Below are 15,595 nucleotides of genomic sequence, written 5' to 3' on the forward strand. Positions count from 1 at the left end.
GCTCAGCCCAGCAGGGCCGTGAGCGGGGTGAGCAGCAGGTTGATGGCCGAATAGCCCAGGGACATCAGCGGCCGCAGCCACACCGTGCCCACGATGCCCGCCACCACCAGCGCCAGCACGATGAAGAAGCCGTAGGGCTCGATGCGCGAGAGCCAACTGGCCTGCCGCCAGGGCAGCAGCCCCACGAGGATGCGCCCGCCGTCGAGCGGCGGCAGGGGGAACAGGTTGAACGCCCACATGACGAGGTTCACCAGCACGCCGGCGCGCGCCATCTCCATGAAGAAGCGCTCGTCCACCCCGAAGCCCACCAGCATCACCAGCAGCACGGCCCACAGCACCGCCTGCACGAAATTGGACGCCGGCCCCGCGAGCGCGACCCAGATCATGTCCCGCTTGGGGTTGCGCAGGTGCCCGAAATTCACCGGCACGGGCTTGGCGTAGCCGAACAGGAAGGTGCCCGACGTCGCGAAATACAGCAGCAGCGGCATCAGGATCGTGCCCACCGGATCGATGTGCTTGAGCGGGTTGAGCGTGATGCGCCCCATCATCAGCGCGGTGTTGTCGCCGAAGTGGCGCGCGGCATAGCCGTGGGCCGCTTCATGCACGGTGATCGCGAAGAGCACCGGCAGGGCGTAGATGAGGATGGTTTGGATGAGGTTGGAGAAGTCCACCGGCCGATTGTCTCAGAGGCCGCGTTGCGCCCCCCGCACGCGGCAGGGGAACCCCTTGGACCGGGGGGCCCGCGCCGGCGGTAGGATGTCCATTTGTTGCCAAATGCAACCGCGCAAAACCAACAGGAGACACCAGTGATGGCTTGGGATGGATGGAGAACGGGGACGCGGCTCGTCCTGGCCTTCGGATCGGTGGCGCTGCTGGTGGCATGGCTCATGGGCGTGGGGCTGTCCGATATCGGCCGGGCGCAGGAGGCCCACCGCGCCGTGCTGCAGGCGGCGTCGGCCCTGCCGGATGCCGCCCAGCGCGCACCGATCGAGCGCGCGGTCGCCACGGCCGAGTCCGAACTCTCCAGCATGCGTGCCTGGCTGCTGGGCCTGGGCTGCGCGGTCTTCGTGGTGGCGGGCGCGGCCTTCGTGCTGCTGCGCCGCGGCATCGTGGCCCCGCTCGACCAGGCCATCCTCATCGCCGAGACCGTCGCCGCCGGCGACCTGAGCCAGGAGTTCAGCTCCGACCTGCAGGGCGATTTCGGGCGCCTGCTCGGGGCGCTGGGCACCATGGAAGACACGCTGACCGAACTCGTCTCGCGCATCCAGCAGTCCACCCATGCCATCGGCGCCAGCGCCGGGGAGATCGACGCCGGCAACGGCGACCTGGAGCGCCGCACGGGCGAGCAGGTCGCCTCCCTGGCCGAGACCGCGCAGAGCATGGAGCAGCTCACCGCCACCGTCCGCCAGAACGCCGACCGCGCGCGCTCCGCCAGCGGCCTGGCCGTGCAGGCCTCCGGCACGGCCGAGCGCGGCGGCGCCGTGGTGGGCCAGGTCGTGCAGACCATGCAGGCCATCAGCGGCAGCTCGCACAAGATCGTGGACATCATCCAGGTGATCGAAGGCATCGCCTTCCAGACCAACATCCTGGCGCTCAACGCGGCCGTGGAAGCCGCCCGCGCGGGCGAGCAGGGCCGCGGCTTCGCCGTGGTCGCCTCCGAAGTGCGCAGCCTGGCGCAGCGCAGCGCGGTGGCCGCGCGCGAGATCAAGGGCCTGATCGACGCGTCGGTGGAGCAGGTGCGCAGCGGCGCCGGGCTGGTGGACGAGGCGGGGCGCACCATGCAGGACATCGTCGGCGCGGTGGGGCAGGTCAGCGGCCTGCTGGCGGAAATCTCGCACGCGCTGCAGGAGCAGAGCGACGGCATCGTCCACGTGAACCAGTCGGTGGCGCAGATGGAAGGCACCACGCAGCAGAACGCCGCGCTGGTGCAGCAGGCCTCGCGTGCGGCCACGGCGCTGAACGACCGCGCGCAGGACCTTCAGCGTGCGGTGGGGGCGTTCAAGCTGGATTGAGCCGGTCTCTACAGCCCCAGCGCCGACAGCGGCCCGCGGCCCTCGCGCACCACGCGCGGATCGCCACCCGTGGCCATGTCGGTCAGGTCCACCACGGTGGTCGGCTCCAGCGGGCAGGCGCCCGCGTCCACCACGGCATCGATCTGGTGCTCGAAGCGCGCGCGGATCTCGGCGGGGTCGTTCATGGGTTCCGTCTCGCCCGGCGGGATCAGCGTCGTGGCCAGCAGGGGGGCGCCGTGCAGCTCCAGCAGCAGCTGCAGCCCCTTGCGGTCGGGCACGCGCAGGCCGATGGTCTTGCGCTGCGGATGGCTCACGCGGCGCGGCACTTCCTTGGTCGCGTCCAGGATGAAGGTGTAGGGGCCGGGCGTGGCCTGCTTCACGAGGCGGTACTGCCGGTTGTCCACGCGCGCGTAGTTCGACACTTCCGACAGGTCGCGGCACAGCAGCGTCAGATGGTGCTTCTCGTCCACCTGCCGGATGCGGCGCAGCCGGTCCACGGCGTCCTTGTCGTCGAGCTGGCAGACGAGCGCGTAGCTGGAATCCGTGGGCACGGCGAGCACCGCGCCGCGGGCCAGCAGGGCTGCGGCCTGCTTGAGCAGCCGGGGCTGCGGGTTGTCGGGGTGGACTTCGAAATACTGGGCCATGGGGTTCTCAGTGGGCGCGCCGCACGCGGTCGGCCAGCAGATCCCACACGGGCGTGAGGGCACCGGGCAGGGGCGGCAGCGTGCCCAGGTCGGTGTGCGATTCGTCGGGGCTGTGGAAGTCGCTGCCGCGCGAGGCGGCCAGGCCGAATTCCTGCGCCATGGCCGCGTAGATGCCGTATTCGGCGGCCGTATGGCTTCCCGTCACCACCTCGACGCCCTGGCCGCCATGCTGGCGGAATTCGGAAAACAGCGCGTATTCCTGCGTGGCCGAGAACTTGTAGCGGGCCGGGTGCGCGATCACGGCCATGCCGCCGGCCTGCGTGATCCAGCGCACCGCGTCGCCCAGCGCGGCCCAGCGGTGCGGCACGTAGCCGGGCTTGCCCTCGGTGAGGAAGCGGCGGAACACCTCGGAGGTGTCGCGGCACACGCCCGTCTCGACCAGGAAGCGCGCGAAATGCGTGCGGGAGATGAGTTCGGGATTGCCCACGTAGCGCAGGGCGCCTTCGTAGGCATCGCGGATGCCGACCTGCGCGAGCTGCTGCGCCATCTCCTGCGCGCGCTGGCCGCGGCCGCCGCGCGTGTCGGACAGGCCCTGCACCAGCTGCGCATCGTCCGGATCGAAGCCGAGCCCGACGATGTGCACCGTGGTGCCGATGAAGGTCACCGAGATCTCCACGCCGGTGAGGTAGTCCATGCCCTGCGCGGCCGCGGCGGCCATGGCGCGGTGCTGGCCGCCCACTTCGTCGTGGTCGGTCAGGGCCCACAGCTCGACGCCGTTGGCGCGCGCCCGCTGTGCCAGTGCCTCGGGCGTGAGCGTGCCGTCGGAGACCACGGAGTGGCAGTGCAGGTCGGCGTTGAGAAAGAGGGTGGTCACGGATTCATTCTAGGCGTGCTGCGCGCAGTGCGGTGGCGGCCTCCAGGCCGATGGCGCGCAGTCGGGACGACCGGGGGAGCCGCTAACGCTTTCCCGGTGCGTTGAAAAGGGAGCAGGCACGCGGATGTACCCAATCAGCGTAACCCCCATTTGATTTTCATCAAGAAAGTGTAAAAAAATGCATCAACTGGCATTTGCACTGAGCGGCCTTGCCGCGACTGGCGCGGCCCCTGTCCGGTTTTACCTTTCGAAGGATGATGTATGGCGTCTTTTTTCCCGAATTTCACGGTGAAGCGCAAGCTGTGGTTCATCGTGCTGGGGCTCCTGGGCAGCATGCTGGCGCTCCTGGTGGGCGTATTGGCCTATGTGACCCGTGTCGAGGAGAGAACGACCGAAAACCTGCAGGCCATCGGAAAGCGCGTCGCCCTGGCGGAGCGCTGGAAGGGCATGACCCAATTGACGGTGGAGCGGCTGGAACTGGGCAGCCTGGTGGCAGATCCGGCGCTGGCCACCCGTCTGAACGATCGCGTCAAGTCCATGCTGACTTCCATCGGCGCATTGCAAAAGGAGATCACGGATGCGGCGGACACGCCGGAGGACAAGGCCCAGCTCGAGCGGATCGCGGTGGCGCGCGCCGAGGCATTGAAGGTCACCGCGCGATTGCAGGGCACGCCGGACATCGAGGCCCGGCGCAAGATGGTGGAAGAGGCCTTGATGGGCACGGTGGCCCGGTATATCGCGGCGCAGGATACCTTCATCCAGCTGCAGGAATCCCAGCGGCAAGCGGCGATAGCGCAAGGATGGCGGGACCGCGACCGCGCCCTCTGGTTCGCGGCGGGCGCCAGCGCGCTGGTGCTGCTGCTGGGCATGGTCCTGGCCAATCTCGTCGTGCGCTCCGTCACCGCACCCCTGGCGCGTGCCGTGGGCGTGGCCGAAGCGATCGCCCGGGGAGACCTGACGGCAGAGGTGCAGGACGAGCGCAGGGATGAACTGGGACAGTTGCTGCGTTCCCTGTCGGCCATGTCCGCGCGGCTGCGCAGCCTGGTCTCGGAGGTGCGGTCGGGGGTGGAATCGGTGTCCGCTGCTTCGGGTGAAATCGCCAGCGGCAACCAGGACCTGTCCGCCCGCACCGAGAATGCCGCCGCCAGCATCGAGGAGACCGCGGCCAGCATGGAGGAGTTGACGGCCACCGTTTCCCAGTCTTCCGAGACGGCGCGCCAGGCCAACCAGTTGGCGGCTTCCGCGGCGACGGCAGCCCGCCGGGGCGGCGACGTGGTGGGCGGCGTGGTCGCCAGCATGCAGCAGATCACCGACAGCTCACGCAAGATCAGCGACATCATCTCGGTGATCGACGGCATCGCCTTCCAGACCAACATCCTGGCGCTGAACGCGGCCGTCGAAGCCGCCCGCGCGGGAGAGCAGGGCCGCGGCTTCGCCGTGGTGGCCAGCGAGGTGCGCAGCCTGGCCGGCCGCTCGGCCGAAGCCGCCAAGGAAATAAAGGCCTTGATCCATGCCTCGGTGCAGAACGTGGAGTCCGGCTCGCACCAGGTCGCGCAGGCGGGCGATGCCATGGGCGAGATCGTCAGCGGCGTGCAGCGCGTGTCCGATCTCATCGGCGAGATCACGGCCTCTTCCTCCGAGCAGCGCGACGGCATCGCCCAGATCAACCAGGCCATCACCCAGCTGGACCAGATGACCCAGCAGAACGCCGCGCTGGTGGAAGAATCCAGCGCCGCCGCCGGCGCCATGCGCGACCAGGCACGCCGGCTGGCGGAGGTGGTGGCCGTGTTCAACGTGGGGGCCATGGCCGCCGCACCGGCGCGGCCCGTGGTCCCGGCACCGGTACCGGCACCGGTACCGGTACCGGCGGCACGCCCTGCCACGGGCGGCTCCGGCACGGCCGTGGCTCGGGCCCCGCGCCCGGCGCTGGCGCCTGCGGCCGCGCCGCGTCCGGTCCATTCCGGGGCCGCGCAGGCGCGTTCCGCCTCACCCGCAGCCGCAGCCGCAGTCTCCAGCCCGGCGCCAGCGCCGCGCGCGGCTGCCGCGCCACCCGCTGCAGCCCCGCGGGCATCCGCCCGGGCCGCCTCCACGGCGGACAGCGACTGGGAAACCTTCTGAGCGCCCGGCTCAGGTCTGCGCACCCTCCACCAGGAACTGCACCCGCCGCTCGCCCTTCCACTCGTTCACGTCGAGCCGGAACGCCAGCAGCACGCGCGCCGGCAGCGGCTCCGTGTGGCCGAACCAGATGCCGTCCACCGGGCGGCCCTGGTGCAGCAGCTTGAGCGACAGGTGGTTCTTGCCTTCGCCCACGAGGCGCTGGCTGACGATCTCCACCTCCTCGCTGAAGGTGGGCGGCGCGAAGCCCTGACCCCAGACCTCGCGGTGCAGCGTGTCCACGAGTTCGGCGCGGCAGTATTCCGGCGAGAGCGGTCCGTCGGTGTCGAGCCGGCGCATGAGCGTGGCGGCATCCAGCCACTCCTGGGCCACCTGGGCGAACGCGCGCTCGAACACCGGGAACCGGTCCTTCGCCACGGTGCATCCAGCCGCCATCGCATGGCCGCCGAACTTCAGGATCACGCCCGGATGGCGCTTGGCCACCAGGTCCAGCGCATCGCGCAGGTGGAAGCCGGGAATGGAGCGGCCCGAGCCCTTGATCTCGTCCTCCTTGCCCGGCGCACTGCTGGTGGCGAACACGAAGGTCGGCCGGTGCAGCCGGTCCTTGATGCGGGATGCCACGATGCCGACCACGCCCTCGTGGAAGTCCGGGTCCCACACGCTCACCGCGGCCGGCGGCTCGTCGTTCTCGCCGAACAGGCTCTCGGCCATCAGCAGCGCCTGCTCGCGCATGCCGCCCTCGATCTCGCGCCGCTCGCGGTTGATGGCGTCGAGCGTGCGCGCCAGTTCCGCGGCCCGGCCCGGGTCGTCGGTCAGCAGGCATTCGATGCCCAGCGTCATGTCCGCGAGCCGCCCGGCCGCGTTGATGCGCGGGCCCAGCGCGAAGCCGAAATCGAAGGTCGTCGCCACCGCCGCCTTGCGGCCCGCCGCGTCGAACAGCGCCGCGATGCCCGCCGGCATGTGGCCCGCGCGGATGCGCTTGAGCCCCTGCGCCACCAGGCGCCGGTTGTTCGCGTCCAGCCGCACCACGTCGGCCACCGTGCCCAGCGCGACCAGCGGCAGCAGCGGCTCCAGCTTCGGCTGGCCGGCCTTGTCGAACACGCCGCGTTCGCGCAGCTCCGCGCGCAGCGCCATCAGCACGTAGAACATCACGCCCACGCCGGCGATGGACTTGCTCTCGAAGGTGCAGCCCGGCTGGTTGGGGTTCACGATGGCATCGGCCTGGGGCAGTTCCGGGCCGGGCAGGTGGTGGTCGGTGACCAGCACCGACAGGCCCAGCGCCCTGGCCTCGGCCACGCCCTCCACGCTGGCGATGCCGTTGTCCACCGTGACCAGCAGGTCGGCCCCGCGCTCGTGCACGCGGCGCGCGATGGCCGGGCTCAGGCCGTAGCCGTCGGCGATGCGGTCGGGCACCAGGTAGTCCACCTCGCGCGCGCCCAGCAGCCGCAGGCCGCGCACCGCCACGGCGCAGGCCGTGGCCCCGTCGCAGTCGTAGTCGGCCACCACGACGATGCGCCGGTCCTGCGCGATCGCGTCGGCCAGCAGCGCCGCGGCCTCGCGCGTGCCCCGCAAACCGGGCGGCGGCAGCAGCCGCGCCAGCGCGTCGTCCAGCTCGTCGTGCGCGGTCACGCCGCGTGCCGCGTACAGCCGCGCGAGCAGCGGATGCACGCCCGCCTGCTCCAGCGCCCACACGGCGCGGGGCGGGATGTCCCGGGCCACGATCTTCATAGCTGCTCCTGCACGGCCTGGAAGCGCACCGGCCGCAGCCTGCGCCGCAGGCGCTCCAGCAGGCCCGTGGGCGCCGTCTCCCAGGCCATGGCGCTGCGCTCGCCGCACAGCGTCAGGCGCGCGGCGCCGCCGCGCTCCACATGGTCCGCCAGCCGGGCGACCGGCCCGGCGTCCAGCGCCTTCCAGCCCTCGGCCCAGGCGCGCCAGTCCTCGTGCAACGCGGCATCGCGCAGGGCCTGGGGCACCTCGGCCGGCGCAGCGGCGGCCGGCGCCGGGTCGGGCAGGCGGCCCGCGCCGTGCACCCAGAAGGCGTTCACCGGCGCCTGCCCGCGCCCGGCGCGCGCATCGTTGAAGGGATGGGTGTAGAGCAGCATCTGCATCTCGCTGTGCAGGCGGTGCAGCAGCCGCGCCCGGGCCGCATCGGGCATCCAGGCGCGCACGTCGCGCTGCACCACCCGGTCCAGCGAGGCCGTGGCCAGCCCGTCGAACAGCGCGGAGCGCGCCAGCCAGCGCGTGGGCGCGTGGTAGGCCAGCTCGATGCCGTCCTCCGCGAACCAGGGCGCGAGGATGCCCATCAGCTCGCGCGATGCGGCTTCGTCCAGGCCCAGCGAGGCCGGGTCCGCCAGCATGACCTGGTCGGCCCCCACCTGCCACTGGCAGGGCGTCACCCAGGCCCAGGCCGACCCGTCGGCCGGGCCCGGCTGCGCCGCATGGCGCTCCCAGGCCGCCCAGGGCGTGGTGCCGGCGCGGCTGGCCGGCAGGCCCAGGTGGCGCGCCAGCGCGCGCTCGTGCGGCGGGGTGAAGTCGGATTCCTCGCCGGCATCCGTGCCGGCGGGCGACAGGCGCGCGAGCAGCCGGTCCAGGTGGGGCAGGCCGAGGCCCTGCAGGGCCTGCCGGCACCCCGGCGCCGTGCTGGCCGCCAGGGGAATGAGCAAATGGTGGATCTCCGACATGGCGGGTATTGTCCGGGATGCCACAATCGGCGCCGTCCCGCTGCCGCCAATCCCGTCGCGGCGCGGGGCCGCTTTTTCCCCACCATGCAACTTCCCTACGAACTGGCCCTGGGCTGGCGCTACACCCGGGCCGGACGCGCCACGCGGCGCAACGGCTTCATCTCGTTCATCTCCGGCGTATCGATGCTGGGCATCGCCCTCGGCGTCGCCGCCCTCATCATCGTGCTCAGCGTGATGAACGGCTTCCAGAAGGAAGTGCGCGACCGCATGCTCAGCGTGGTCTCCCACGTCGAGATCTTCGCGCCCCAGGGCGCCGCGCTGCCCGATCCCGCGCTCACCATGGCCGAGGCCCGCAAGAACCCCGAGGTGGTCGGCGCCGCGCCCTTCGTCGGCTCGCAGGCGCTCATCGCCCGGGGCGAGGACATGAAGGGCGCCCTGGTGCGCGGCATCGACCCGGCCCGCGAAGGCGAGGTGACCGATCTGGCGGCAAAGAACGCCGATGCCGTGCAGACGCTGACGCCGGGCAGCTTCCATGTGGTGCTGGGCGTGGAGCTGGCGCGGGCGCTCGGCGTGCGCGTGGGCGATCCCGTCACCCTCATCGCGCCGGGCGGGCAGGTCACGCCGGCCGGCGTGGTGCCGCGCCTCAAGCAGATGACGGTCTCGGGCCTCTTCGAATCCGGCCACTACGAATACGACTCCGCCCTGGTGCTCATGCACCATGCCGACGCCGAGCGCATCTTCCGCCTGGAAGGCCCCACCGGCATCCGCCTGAAGCTGCGCGATCTGCACCAGGCGCCGGAGGTGACGCAGGAACTCGCCCGCACCCTCTCCGGTGACCTGCTGATCCGCGACTGGACGCAGCAGAACCGCACCTGGTTCGCCGCCGTCCAGCTCGAAAAGCGCATGATGTTCATCATCCTCACGCTCATCGTGGCGGTGGCGGCCTTCAACCTGGTCTCCACCCTGGTCATGACCGTGACCGACAAGCGTGCCGACATCGCCATCCTGCGCACCCTGGGCGCGAGCCCGCGCAGCATCATGGCCGTGTTCGTGGTGCAGGGCGCGCTCGTGGGCGTGATCGGCACGGCCTGCGGGCTGGCGCTCGGCCTGCTCGTGGCCTTCAACATCGACGTCATCGTGCCGGCCATCGAGCATGCGCTGCACGCCAGCTTCCTGCCCAAAGACATCTACCTGATCAGCAAGATGCCCAGCGACCCCCAGAGCAGCGACATCACCCCCATCGCGGTCATCTCCCTGGTGCTGGCCTTCGCGGCCACCCTGTACCCGAGCTGGCGCGCCAGCCGCGTGAATCCCGCGGAGGCGCTTCGTTATGAGTAGTCAGAGCCATTCCCCGCTGGTGCTGCAGGCCCGCGGCCTCACCAAGCGCTTCACCGAAGGCCGGCTCGACGTCACCGTGCTCAAGGGCGTGGACCTGTCCGTGCACGTGGGCGAAACCCTGGCCATCGTGGGCGCCTCGGGCTCGGGCAAGAGCACGCTGCTGCACCTGCTCGGCGGGCTGGACGCGCCCACCTCCGGCAGCGTGCAGCTGCAGGGCGCGGCCTTCGACACGCTCTCGCCCCAGGAGCAGGGGCGCCTGCGCAATACCCACCTGGGCTTCATCTACCAGTTCCACCACCTGCTGCCCGAGTTCAGCGCGCGCGACAACGTCGCCATGCCGCTGCGCATCCGCCGCGAGCCCTATGCCGCCTGCCTGGAGCGGGCCGATGCCATGCTCGCCGCGGTGGGCCTGGCCGGCCGCGTGCACCACCGGCCGGCGGAGCTGTCCGGCGGCGAGCGCCAGCGCGTCGCCATCGCGCGCGCGCTGGTGACACGCCCTGCCTGCGTGCTGGCCGACGAGCCCACCGGCAACCTCGACCGCGCCACCGCCGACGGCGTGTTCCAGCTCATGCTGCAGCTCGCCCGCGAGCAGGGCACGGCCTTCGTGATGGTCACTCACGACGAGGCCCTGGCCGCGCGCTGCGACCGCGTCGTGCGGCTGGTGTCCGGCGCGCTGGCGGTGGACTGACGCGGCCGGCAGGCAGTTTCCCGCACCCCGCGAAGGAGGATGGACATGGACCGCGCTGCAGCAGAGGGATGCCCCCTGCTGGCGATCACCCAGGGCGATCCGGCGGGCATCGGCCCGGAGATCGTCGCCAGGGCCTTCCGCGACACGCCCGCTGCGATGCGGGGCTGCTTCGTCGTCGGCGAGGTGGAGACCCTGCGCCGCGCCGCACGCTGCATCGCCCGGCCGGGTGAGCCGTCCCTGCCGCTGGCGGTGCTGGAGTCGCCCGCGGAGGCGCTGTCCGCGCCGGCCCGCTGCCTGCCCCTGCTGCCCTTGCCGGGCCTGCCGGGGCCGGTACCGTTCGGGGCCGTGCATGCGCAGGCCGGGCAGGCGGCGGCCGATTGCGTGGTCTGGGCCGCGCGCGCCGCGCTGCGCGGCGAGGTCGCGGGCCTCGTCACCGCACCGCTGCACAAGGAGGCCCTCTCCGCCGCCGGCGTGCACTTTCCCGGCCACACCGAACTGCTGCAGGCCGAGGCGGCGCACCATGCCGGTGTGCCCATCGCCGACATGCCCGTGCGCATGATGCTCGCCAGCGACGAATTGCGCACCGTGCTGGTCAGCATCCATGTGTCCCTGCGCGACGCCATCGCGGCGGTCACGCAGGGCAACGTGCTGCGCACGCTGGAGATCACGCACGCCGCCCTGCGGCGCAGCCTGGGGCGCGACCCGCGCATCGGCGTCGCGGGGCTCAACCCGCACGCGGGCGAGGGCGGGCTGTTCGGCCGCGAGGAGATCGAGGCGATCGCCCCGGCCGTGGCCGTGGCGCGCGAGCGCGGCATCGACGCGCACGGCCCCTTCGCGCCCGACACGGTCTTCATGCGCGCGCGCAGCACGCCGCAGCGCGCGGGCGAATTCGACGTGGTCCTGGCCATGTACCACGACCAGGGCCTGATTCCCGTCAAGTACCTGGGCGTGGACAAGGGCGTGAATGTCACGCTCGGGCTGCCCCTGGTGCGCACCAGCCCGGACCACGGCACGGCCTTCGACATCGCGGGGCAGGGCATCGCCGACGCCTCGAGCCTCGTCGAGGCCGTGCGCATGGCGCGGCGGCTGGCGGCCCCGGCGGACGCCGCCCCGTTCAGCGCCTGAGGCTGTCGCGGATCTCGCGCAGCAGCAGGACGTCTTCCGGCGGCGGGGTCGGGGCGGCCGGCGGCGCGGGCGGCGCCTCGCGCTTGAGCCGGTTGATTTGCTTGACCATCATGAAAATGATGAACGCGAGAATCAGGAAATTCACCGCGACGGTAATGAAACTGCCGTAGGCGAGCACCGGCACGCCCGCCTTGCGCAGGGCGTCCAGCGTGGCCGGGGTGCCGGGCGGCACGCTGCCGAGCACGAGAAAGAGATTCGAGAAATCCAGCTTCCCGAATACCAGCCCGACGATGGGCATGATGACATCGTTCACCAGCGAGTCCACGATCTTCCCGAAGGCGCCCCCGATGATCACGCCCACGGCGAGATCTATCACATTTCCCTTCACCGCGAACTCACGGAACTCCTTTGCAATACCCATTTCGCTTCTCCTTGATATAGCTGAAAACCCTTGCAGTATTGCCGAGCCGGAGGGGTGATAACCCCTGGAATTAACCTTACTTGCGCCGCTACAATTTGTGATTGCTCCCCCAGCGACGACCTATTGAGGACCCCCATGAGTGAAACCCCAATCGACTCCAGCAAGCGGACGTGGCTCATAGCGTCGGGCTGTGCTGGTGCGGTGGGCGGCGTGGCGACGGCCGTGCCGTTCGTGAGCACTTTCCAGCCCTCCGAGAAAGCCAAGGCCGCCGGGGCCGCGGTGGAGGTGGACATCGCCGGCCTCAAGACCGGCGAGAAGATGACCGTGGAGTGGCGCGGCAAGCCGGTCTGGATCATCAAGCGCTCGCCCGAGCAGCTGGCCGCGCTGCCGGGGCTCGATCCCCAGCTCGCCGATCCCAAGTCCGAGCGCAAGCCCTCGGAGCTCACTCCCGAATACGCGCGCAACGAGAACCGCTCCATCAAGCCCGAGATCCTCGTGGCCGTGGGCATCTGCACGCACCTCGGCTGCTCGCCGAGCGACAAGTTCACGCCCGGCGCACAGCCCTCGCTGCCCGACGACTGGAAGGGCGGCTTCCTCTGCCCCTGCCACGGCTCCACGTTCGACATGGCCGGCCGCGTCTTCAAGAACAAGCCCGCGCCGGACAACCTCGAGGTGCCTCCGCACATGTACCTGTCGGAGACCAGGCTCCTGATCGGTGAAGACAAGAAGGCCTGAGGGAGACGCACATGGCTTACCGCGAATTCAAGGACATCTCCCCCAACGCCTCCACGGGCGCCAAGGTCACGAACTGGCTCGAGAACCGCTTCCCCACGGCCTTCGACGCCTACCGCGTGCACATGTCGGAGTACTACGCTCCGAAGAACTTCAACTTCTGGTACATCTTCGGCTCGCTCGCGCTGCTGGTGCTGGTGATCCAGATCGTCACCGGCATCTTCCTGGTGATGCACTACAAGCCCGACGCCGCCAAGGCGTTCGAGTCCGTCGAGTACATCATGCGCGACGTGCCCTGGGGCTGGCTGATCCGCTACATGCACTCCACGGGCGCTTCGGCGTTCTTCGTCGTGGTGTACCTGCACATGTTCCGCGGCCTGCTCTACGGCTCCTACCGCAAGCCGCGCGAACTGGTCTGGATCTTCGGCTGCGCGATCTTCCTCGCGCTCATGGCCGAGGCCTTCATGGGCTACCTGCTGCCCTGGGGCCAGATGTCCTACTGGGGCGCCCAGGTGATCGTGAACCTGTTCGCGGCCATTCCCTTCGTCGGCCCCGACCTGGCCCTGCTGATCCGCGGCGACTACGTCGTGGGCGACGCCACGCTCAACCGCTTCTTCAGCTTCCACGTGATCGCCGTGCCGCTCGTGCTGCTGGGCCTGGTGGTCGCCCACCTGCTGGCGCTGCACGACGTGGGCTCCAACAACCCCGACGGCATCGAGATCAAGGGCCCGAACGCCCCGAAGGACGAGCACGGCCATCCGCTGGACGGCATCCCGTTCCACCCGTACTACACCGTGCACGACATCTTCGGCGTGAGCGTGTTCCTGTTCATCTTCTCGGCGGTGGTGTTCTTCGCCCCCGAGTTCGGCGGCTACTTCCTGGAGTACAACAACTTCATCCCGGCCGATCCGCTCAAGACCCCCGCGCACATCGCCCCCGTCTGGTACTTCACGCCGTTCTACTCGATGCTGCGCGCCATCACCAGCGAGATGATGTACGCCCTCATCGCCTGCGTCGTGCTGGCGGCGGGCTTCGGCGTGGTCAAGGGGCGGCTGCCCGGCTTCGTCAAGGCCGCCATCGCGGTCGTGGCCGTGGCCGCCGTCGCGCTCATGCTGTCCATCGACGCCAAGTTCTGGGGCGTGGTGGTGATGGGCGGCGCCGTCATCATCCTCTTCTTCCTGCCCTGGCTCGACCACAGCCCGGCCCGCTCCATCCGCTACCGCCCCGGCTGGCACAAGTACCTCTACGGCATCTTCGTGGTCAACTTCGTGGTGCTGGCCTACCTGGGCGTGCAGCCGCCGTCCCCGATCGGCGAGCGTGTCTCGCAGGTGGGAACGCTGTTCTACTTCGGCTTCTTCCTGCTCATGCCGTGGTGGAGCCGCCTGGGCGAGCCCAAGCCGGTGCCCGACCGCGTGACCTTCGCCGCGCACTGACGCGGGCCGGAACGACGACCATGAAAAAAATCATCCTCACGCTGATCGCCTCGCTCGGGTTCGTCCTGGGCGCGCACGCCGCGGAAGGCGGCATCGCCTGGGACAAGGCCCCGGTGCGCACGAACGACACGGCCTCGCTGCAGAACGGCGCCAAGATCTTCGTCAACTACTGCCTGAGCTGCCACTCGGCCGCCTTCATGCGCTACAACCGCCTGAAGGACATCGGCCTGACCGACCAGCAGATCAAGGACAACCTGCTCTTCACCACCGACAAGGTGGGCGAGACCATGAAGGCCACCATCGACCCGCGGCAGGCCAAGGACTGGTTCGGCGCCAACCCGCCCGACCTCACCGTGATCGCCCGCTCGCGCGCCGGCCACAACGGCACCGGGGCGGACTACCTCTACACTTTCCTGCGCACGTTCTACCGCGACGACACCAAGGCCACGGGCTGGAACAACCTCGCTTTCCCCAGCGTCGGCATGCCCCACGCGCTGTGGCAGCTGCAGGGCGATCGCCGCCCGGTCTTCGAGGAACACGAGAGCCACGGACACAAAACCCAGGTCTTCAAGGGGTGGGAGCAGCTGACTCCGGGTACCATGTCGCCCCTCCAGTACGACGAGGCCGTGGGTGATCTCGTCAACTACCTGCAGTGGATGGGCGAGCCGGCGCAAAATACGCGGGTTCGCGTCGGGGTGTGGGTGCTGATCTTCCTCGGCGTCTTCACGGTGATCGCCTGGCGGCTCAACGCGGCGTTCTGGAAGGACGTCAAGTAAGCTCGGCCGCCGCCTGCAGCATCGCGCCGCCTTCGTGCGGCGCATTTCGCTTTCCGGAGTGGACGCGCGAGCGCCCACTCTTTTTGATTTTTAGGAGCTTCCCACCATGATGGTGCTTTATTCGGGTACGACCTGTCCCTTCTCCCATCGCTGCCGCTTCGTGCTGTTCGAAAAAGGCATGGATTTCGAGATCCGCGATGTGGACCTGTACAACAAGCCCGAAGACATCAGCGTGATGAACCCCTATGGCCAGGTGCCCATCCTGGTCGAGCGCGACCTCATCCTGTACGAGTCGAACATCATCAACGAGTACATCGACGAGCGCTTCCCGCATCCCCAGCTGATGCCCGGCGACCCGGTGGACCGCGCCCGCGTGCGCCTGTTCCTGCTCAACTTCGAGAAGGAGCTGTTCGTCCACGTGAACGTGCTCGAGTCGCGCGCCACCAAGGGCAACGAGAAGGCGCTGGAAAAGGCCCGCTCGCACATCCGCGACCGCCTCACGCAGCTCGCCCCGGTGTTCCTCAAGAACAAGTACATGCTGGGCGAGAACTTCTCCATGCTCGACGTGGCGATCGCCCCGCTGCTCTGGCGCCTCGACTACTACGGCATCGAGCTGTCCAAGAACGCCGCCCCGCTGCTGAAGTACGCCGAGCGCATCTTCTCGCGCCCCGCCTACATCGAGGCGCTCACGCCTTCCGAGAAGGTCATGCGCAAGTAATGCGGCGCGGCCGCACCCGCGCGCCGCATTCCGCTTCC

General features: G+C 69.9%; 15 protein-coding genes. 9 read left to right on the forward strand and 6 right to left on the reverse strand.

The window, feature by feature from the left end:
- Positions 1-2: 2 nt before the first annotated feature.
- Entirely contained in the window at positions 3-671 is a 669-nt protein-coding gene (locus tag T336_RS0108840) for a site-2 protease family protein (protein ID WP_011796751.1), read from the reverse strand.
- Between the two features lie 138 nt (positions 672-809).
- Here T336_RS0108840 and T336_RS0108845 point away from each other — a divergent pair, with 138 nt between their 5' ends.
- Positions 810-2,012 carry a methyl-accepting chemotaxis protein gene (locus T336_RS0108845; protein WP_026432271.1) on the forward strand — a complete coding sequence of 401 codons (1,203 nt, stop codon included), beginning with the start codon at positions 810-812 and terminating at the stop codon, positions 2,010-2,012.
- An 8-nt stretch (positions 2,013-2,020) separates the two neighbouring features.
- Here T336_RS0108845 and T336_RS0108850 read toward each other — a convergent pair whose 3' ends face one another.
- Positions 2,021-2,656 (reverse strand): L-threonylcarbamoyladenylate synthase, encoded by a 636-nt coding sequence (locus T336_RS0108850; protein ID WP_013596001.1) that lies wholly within the window; start codon positions 2,654-2,656, stop codon positions 2,021-2,023.
- 7 nt (positions 2,657-2,663) lie between these two features.
- Complete coding sequence (locus tag T336_RS0108855) at positions 2,664-3,530, reverse strand: 3',5'-nucleoside bisphosphate phosphatase (RefSeq protein ID WP_026432272.1); 867 nt, start codon at positions 3,528-3,530, stop codon at positions 2,664-2,666.
- 261 nt (positions 3,531-3,791) lie between these two features.
- Here T336_RS0108855 and T336_RS0108860 point away from each other — a divergent pair, with 261 nt between their 5' ends.
- The gene (locus T336_RS0108860) at positions 3,792-5,648 is read left to right on the forward strand and encodes a methyl-accepting chemotaxis protein (RefSeq protein ID WP_026432273.1); all 1,857 of its coding nucleotides are present in this window, start codon (positions 3,792-3,794) and stop codon (positions 5,646-5,648) included.
- Positions 5,649-5,657: 9 nt separating this feature from the next.
- Here the strand turns inward: T336_RS0108860 and recJ are convergent, their stop codons facing one another.
- Positions 5,658-7,373, reverse strand: a complete 1,716-nt coding sequence (recJ, locus tag T336_RS0108865) for a single-stranded-DNA-specific exonuclease RecJ (protein ID WP_026432274.1) — start codon at positions 7,371-7,373, stop codon at positions 5,658-5,660.
- On the reverse strand, positions 7,370-8,326 hold the full coding sequence (locus T336_RS0108870; RefSeq protein ID WP_026432275.1) for a phosphoglycerate mutase: 957 nt from the start codon (positions 8,324-8,326) through the stop codon (positions 7,370-7,372). The genes recJ and T336_RS0108870 overlap by 4 nt, the downstream gene beginning before the upstream one ends.
- Positions 8,327-8,410: 84 nt before the next feature.
- On the opposite strand from T336_RS0108870, the gene T336_RS0108875 reads away from it, so the two are divergent.
- From T336_RS0108875 to pdxA, 3 genes are read left to right on the forward strand one after another with little or no spacing between them, the layout of a single operon-like run.
- The gene (locus T336_RS0108875) at positions 8,411-9,664 is read left to right on the forward strand and encodes a lipoprotein-releasing ABC transporter permease subunit (protein ID WP_026432276.1); all 1,254 of its coding nucleotides are present in this window, start codon (positions 8,411-8,413) and stop codon (positions 9,662-9,664) included.
- Positions 9,657-10,352 carry a lipoprotein-releasing ABC transporter ATP-binding protein LolD gene (lolD, locus tag T336_RS0108880; protein WP_035225559.1) on the forward strand — a complete coding sequence of 232 codons (696 nt, stop codon included), beginning with the start codon at positions 9,657-9,659 and terminating at the stop codon, positions 10,350-10,352. Before T336_RS0108875 ends, lolD begins: the two co-directional genes overlap by 8 nt.
- Before the next feature lie 45 nt (positions 10,353-10,397).
- Entirely contained in the window at positions 10,398-11,477 is a 1,080-nt protein-coding gene (pdxA, locus tag T336_RS0108885; RefSeq protein ID WP_026432278.1) for a 4-hydroxythreonine-4-phosphate dehydrogenase PdxA, read from the forward strand.
- Here pdxA and mscL read toward each other — a convergent pair.
- Complete coding sequence (gene mscL, locus T336_RS0108890; RefSeq protein ID WP_019702185.1) at positions 11,467-11,898, reverse strand: large conductance mechanosensitive channel protein MscL; 432 nt, start codon at positions 11,896-11,898, stop codon at positions 11,467-11,469. The two genes, pdxA and mscL, sit on opposite strands and share 11 nt — an antisense overlap.
- 135 nt (positions 11,899-12,033) lie before the next feature.
- Here mscL and petA point away from each other — a divergent pair, with 135 nt between their 5' ends.
- From petA to T336_RS0108910, 4 genes are all read left to right on the forward strand, one after another.
- On the forward strand, positions 12,034-12,633 hold the full coding sequence (gene petA, locus T336_RS0108895; RefSeq protein ID WP_026432279.1) for a ubiquinol-cytochrome c reductase iron-sulfur subunit: 600 nt from the start codon (positions 12,034-12,036) through the stop codon (positions 12,631-12,633).
- A gap of 11 nt (positions 12,634-12,644) precedes the next feature.
- Positions 12,645-14,063, forward strand: coding sequence for a cytochrome b (locus T336_RS0108900; protein ID WP_019702184.1), 1,419 nt, complete (start codon positions 12,645-12,647; stop codon positions 14,061-14,063).
- Between the two features lie 20 nt (positions 14,064-14,083).
- On the forward strand, positions 14,084-14,839 hold the full coding sequence (locus T336_RS0108905) for a cytochrome c1 (protein WP_026432280.1): 756 nt from the start codon (positions 14,084-14,086) through the stop codon (positions 14,837-14,839).
- A gap of 106 nt (positions 14,840-14,945) precedes the next feature.
- Entirely contained in the window at positions 14,946-15,557 is a 612-nt protein-coding gene (locus tag T336_RS0108910) for a glutathione S-transferase N-terminal domain-containing protein (RefSeq protein ID WP_011796735.1), read from the forward strand.
- The last annotated feature ends 38 nt before the right edge of the window (positions 15,558-15,595 follow it).

Source organism: Paracidovorax oryzae ATCC 19882 (genome assembly GCF_000687165.1).
Lineage (GTDB): Bacteria > Pseudomonadota > Gammaproteobacteria > Burkholderiales > Burkholderiaceae_C > Paracidovorax > Paracidovorax oryzae.

Coding starts and splice junctions, on each gene's coding strand:
- T336_RS0108845 (WP_026432271.1), top strand. CDS start 810: ATGGCTTGGGATGGATGGAGAACGGGGACGCGGCTCGTCCTGGCCTTC.
- T336_RS0108850 (WP_013596001.1), bottom strand. CDS start 2,656: ATGGCCCAGTATTTCGAAGTCCACCCCGACAACCCGCAGCCCCGGCTG.
- T336_RS0108860 (WP_026432273.1), top strand. CDS start 3,792: ATGGCGTCTTTTTTCCCGAATTTCACGGTGAAGCGCAAGCTGTGGTTC.
- recJ (WP_026432274.1), bottom strand. CDS start 7,373: ATGAAGATCGTGGCCCGGGACATCCCGCCCCGCGCCGTGTGGGCGCTG.
- T336_RS0108870 (WP_026432275.1), bottom strand. CDS start 8,326: ATGTCGGAGATCCACCATTTGCTCATTCCCCTGGCGGCCAGCACGGCG.
- T336_RS0108875 (WP_026432276.1), top strand. CDS start 8,411: ATGCAACTTCCCTACGAACTGGCCCTGGGCTGGCGCTACACCCGGGCC.
- lolD (WP_035225559.1), top strand. CDS start 9,657: ATGAGTAGTCAGAGCCATTCCCCGCTGGTGCTGCAGGCCCGCGGCCTC.
- pdxA (WP_026432278.1), top strand. CDS start 10,398: ATGGACCGCGCTGCAGCAGAGGGATGCCCCCTGCTGGCGATCACCCAG.
- mscL (WP_019702185.1), bottom strand. CDS start 11,898: ATGGGTATTGCAAAGGAGTTCCGTGAGTTCGCGGTGAAGGGAAATGTG.
- petA (WP_026432279.1), top strand. CDS start 12,034: ATGAGTGAAACCCCAATCGACTCCAGCAAGCGGACGTGGCTCATAGCG.
- T336_RS0108900 (WP_019702184.1), top strand. CDS start 12,645: ATGGCTTACCGCGAATTCAAGGACATCTCCCCCAACGCCTCCACGGGC.
- T336_RS0108905 (WP_026432280.1), top strand. CDS start 14,084: ATGAAAAAAATCATCCTCACGCTGATCGCCTCGCTCGGGTTCGTCCTG.
- T336_RS0108910 (WP_011796735.1), top strand. CDS start 14,946: ATGATGGTGCTTTATTCGGGTACGACCTGTCCCTTCTCCCATCGCTGC.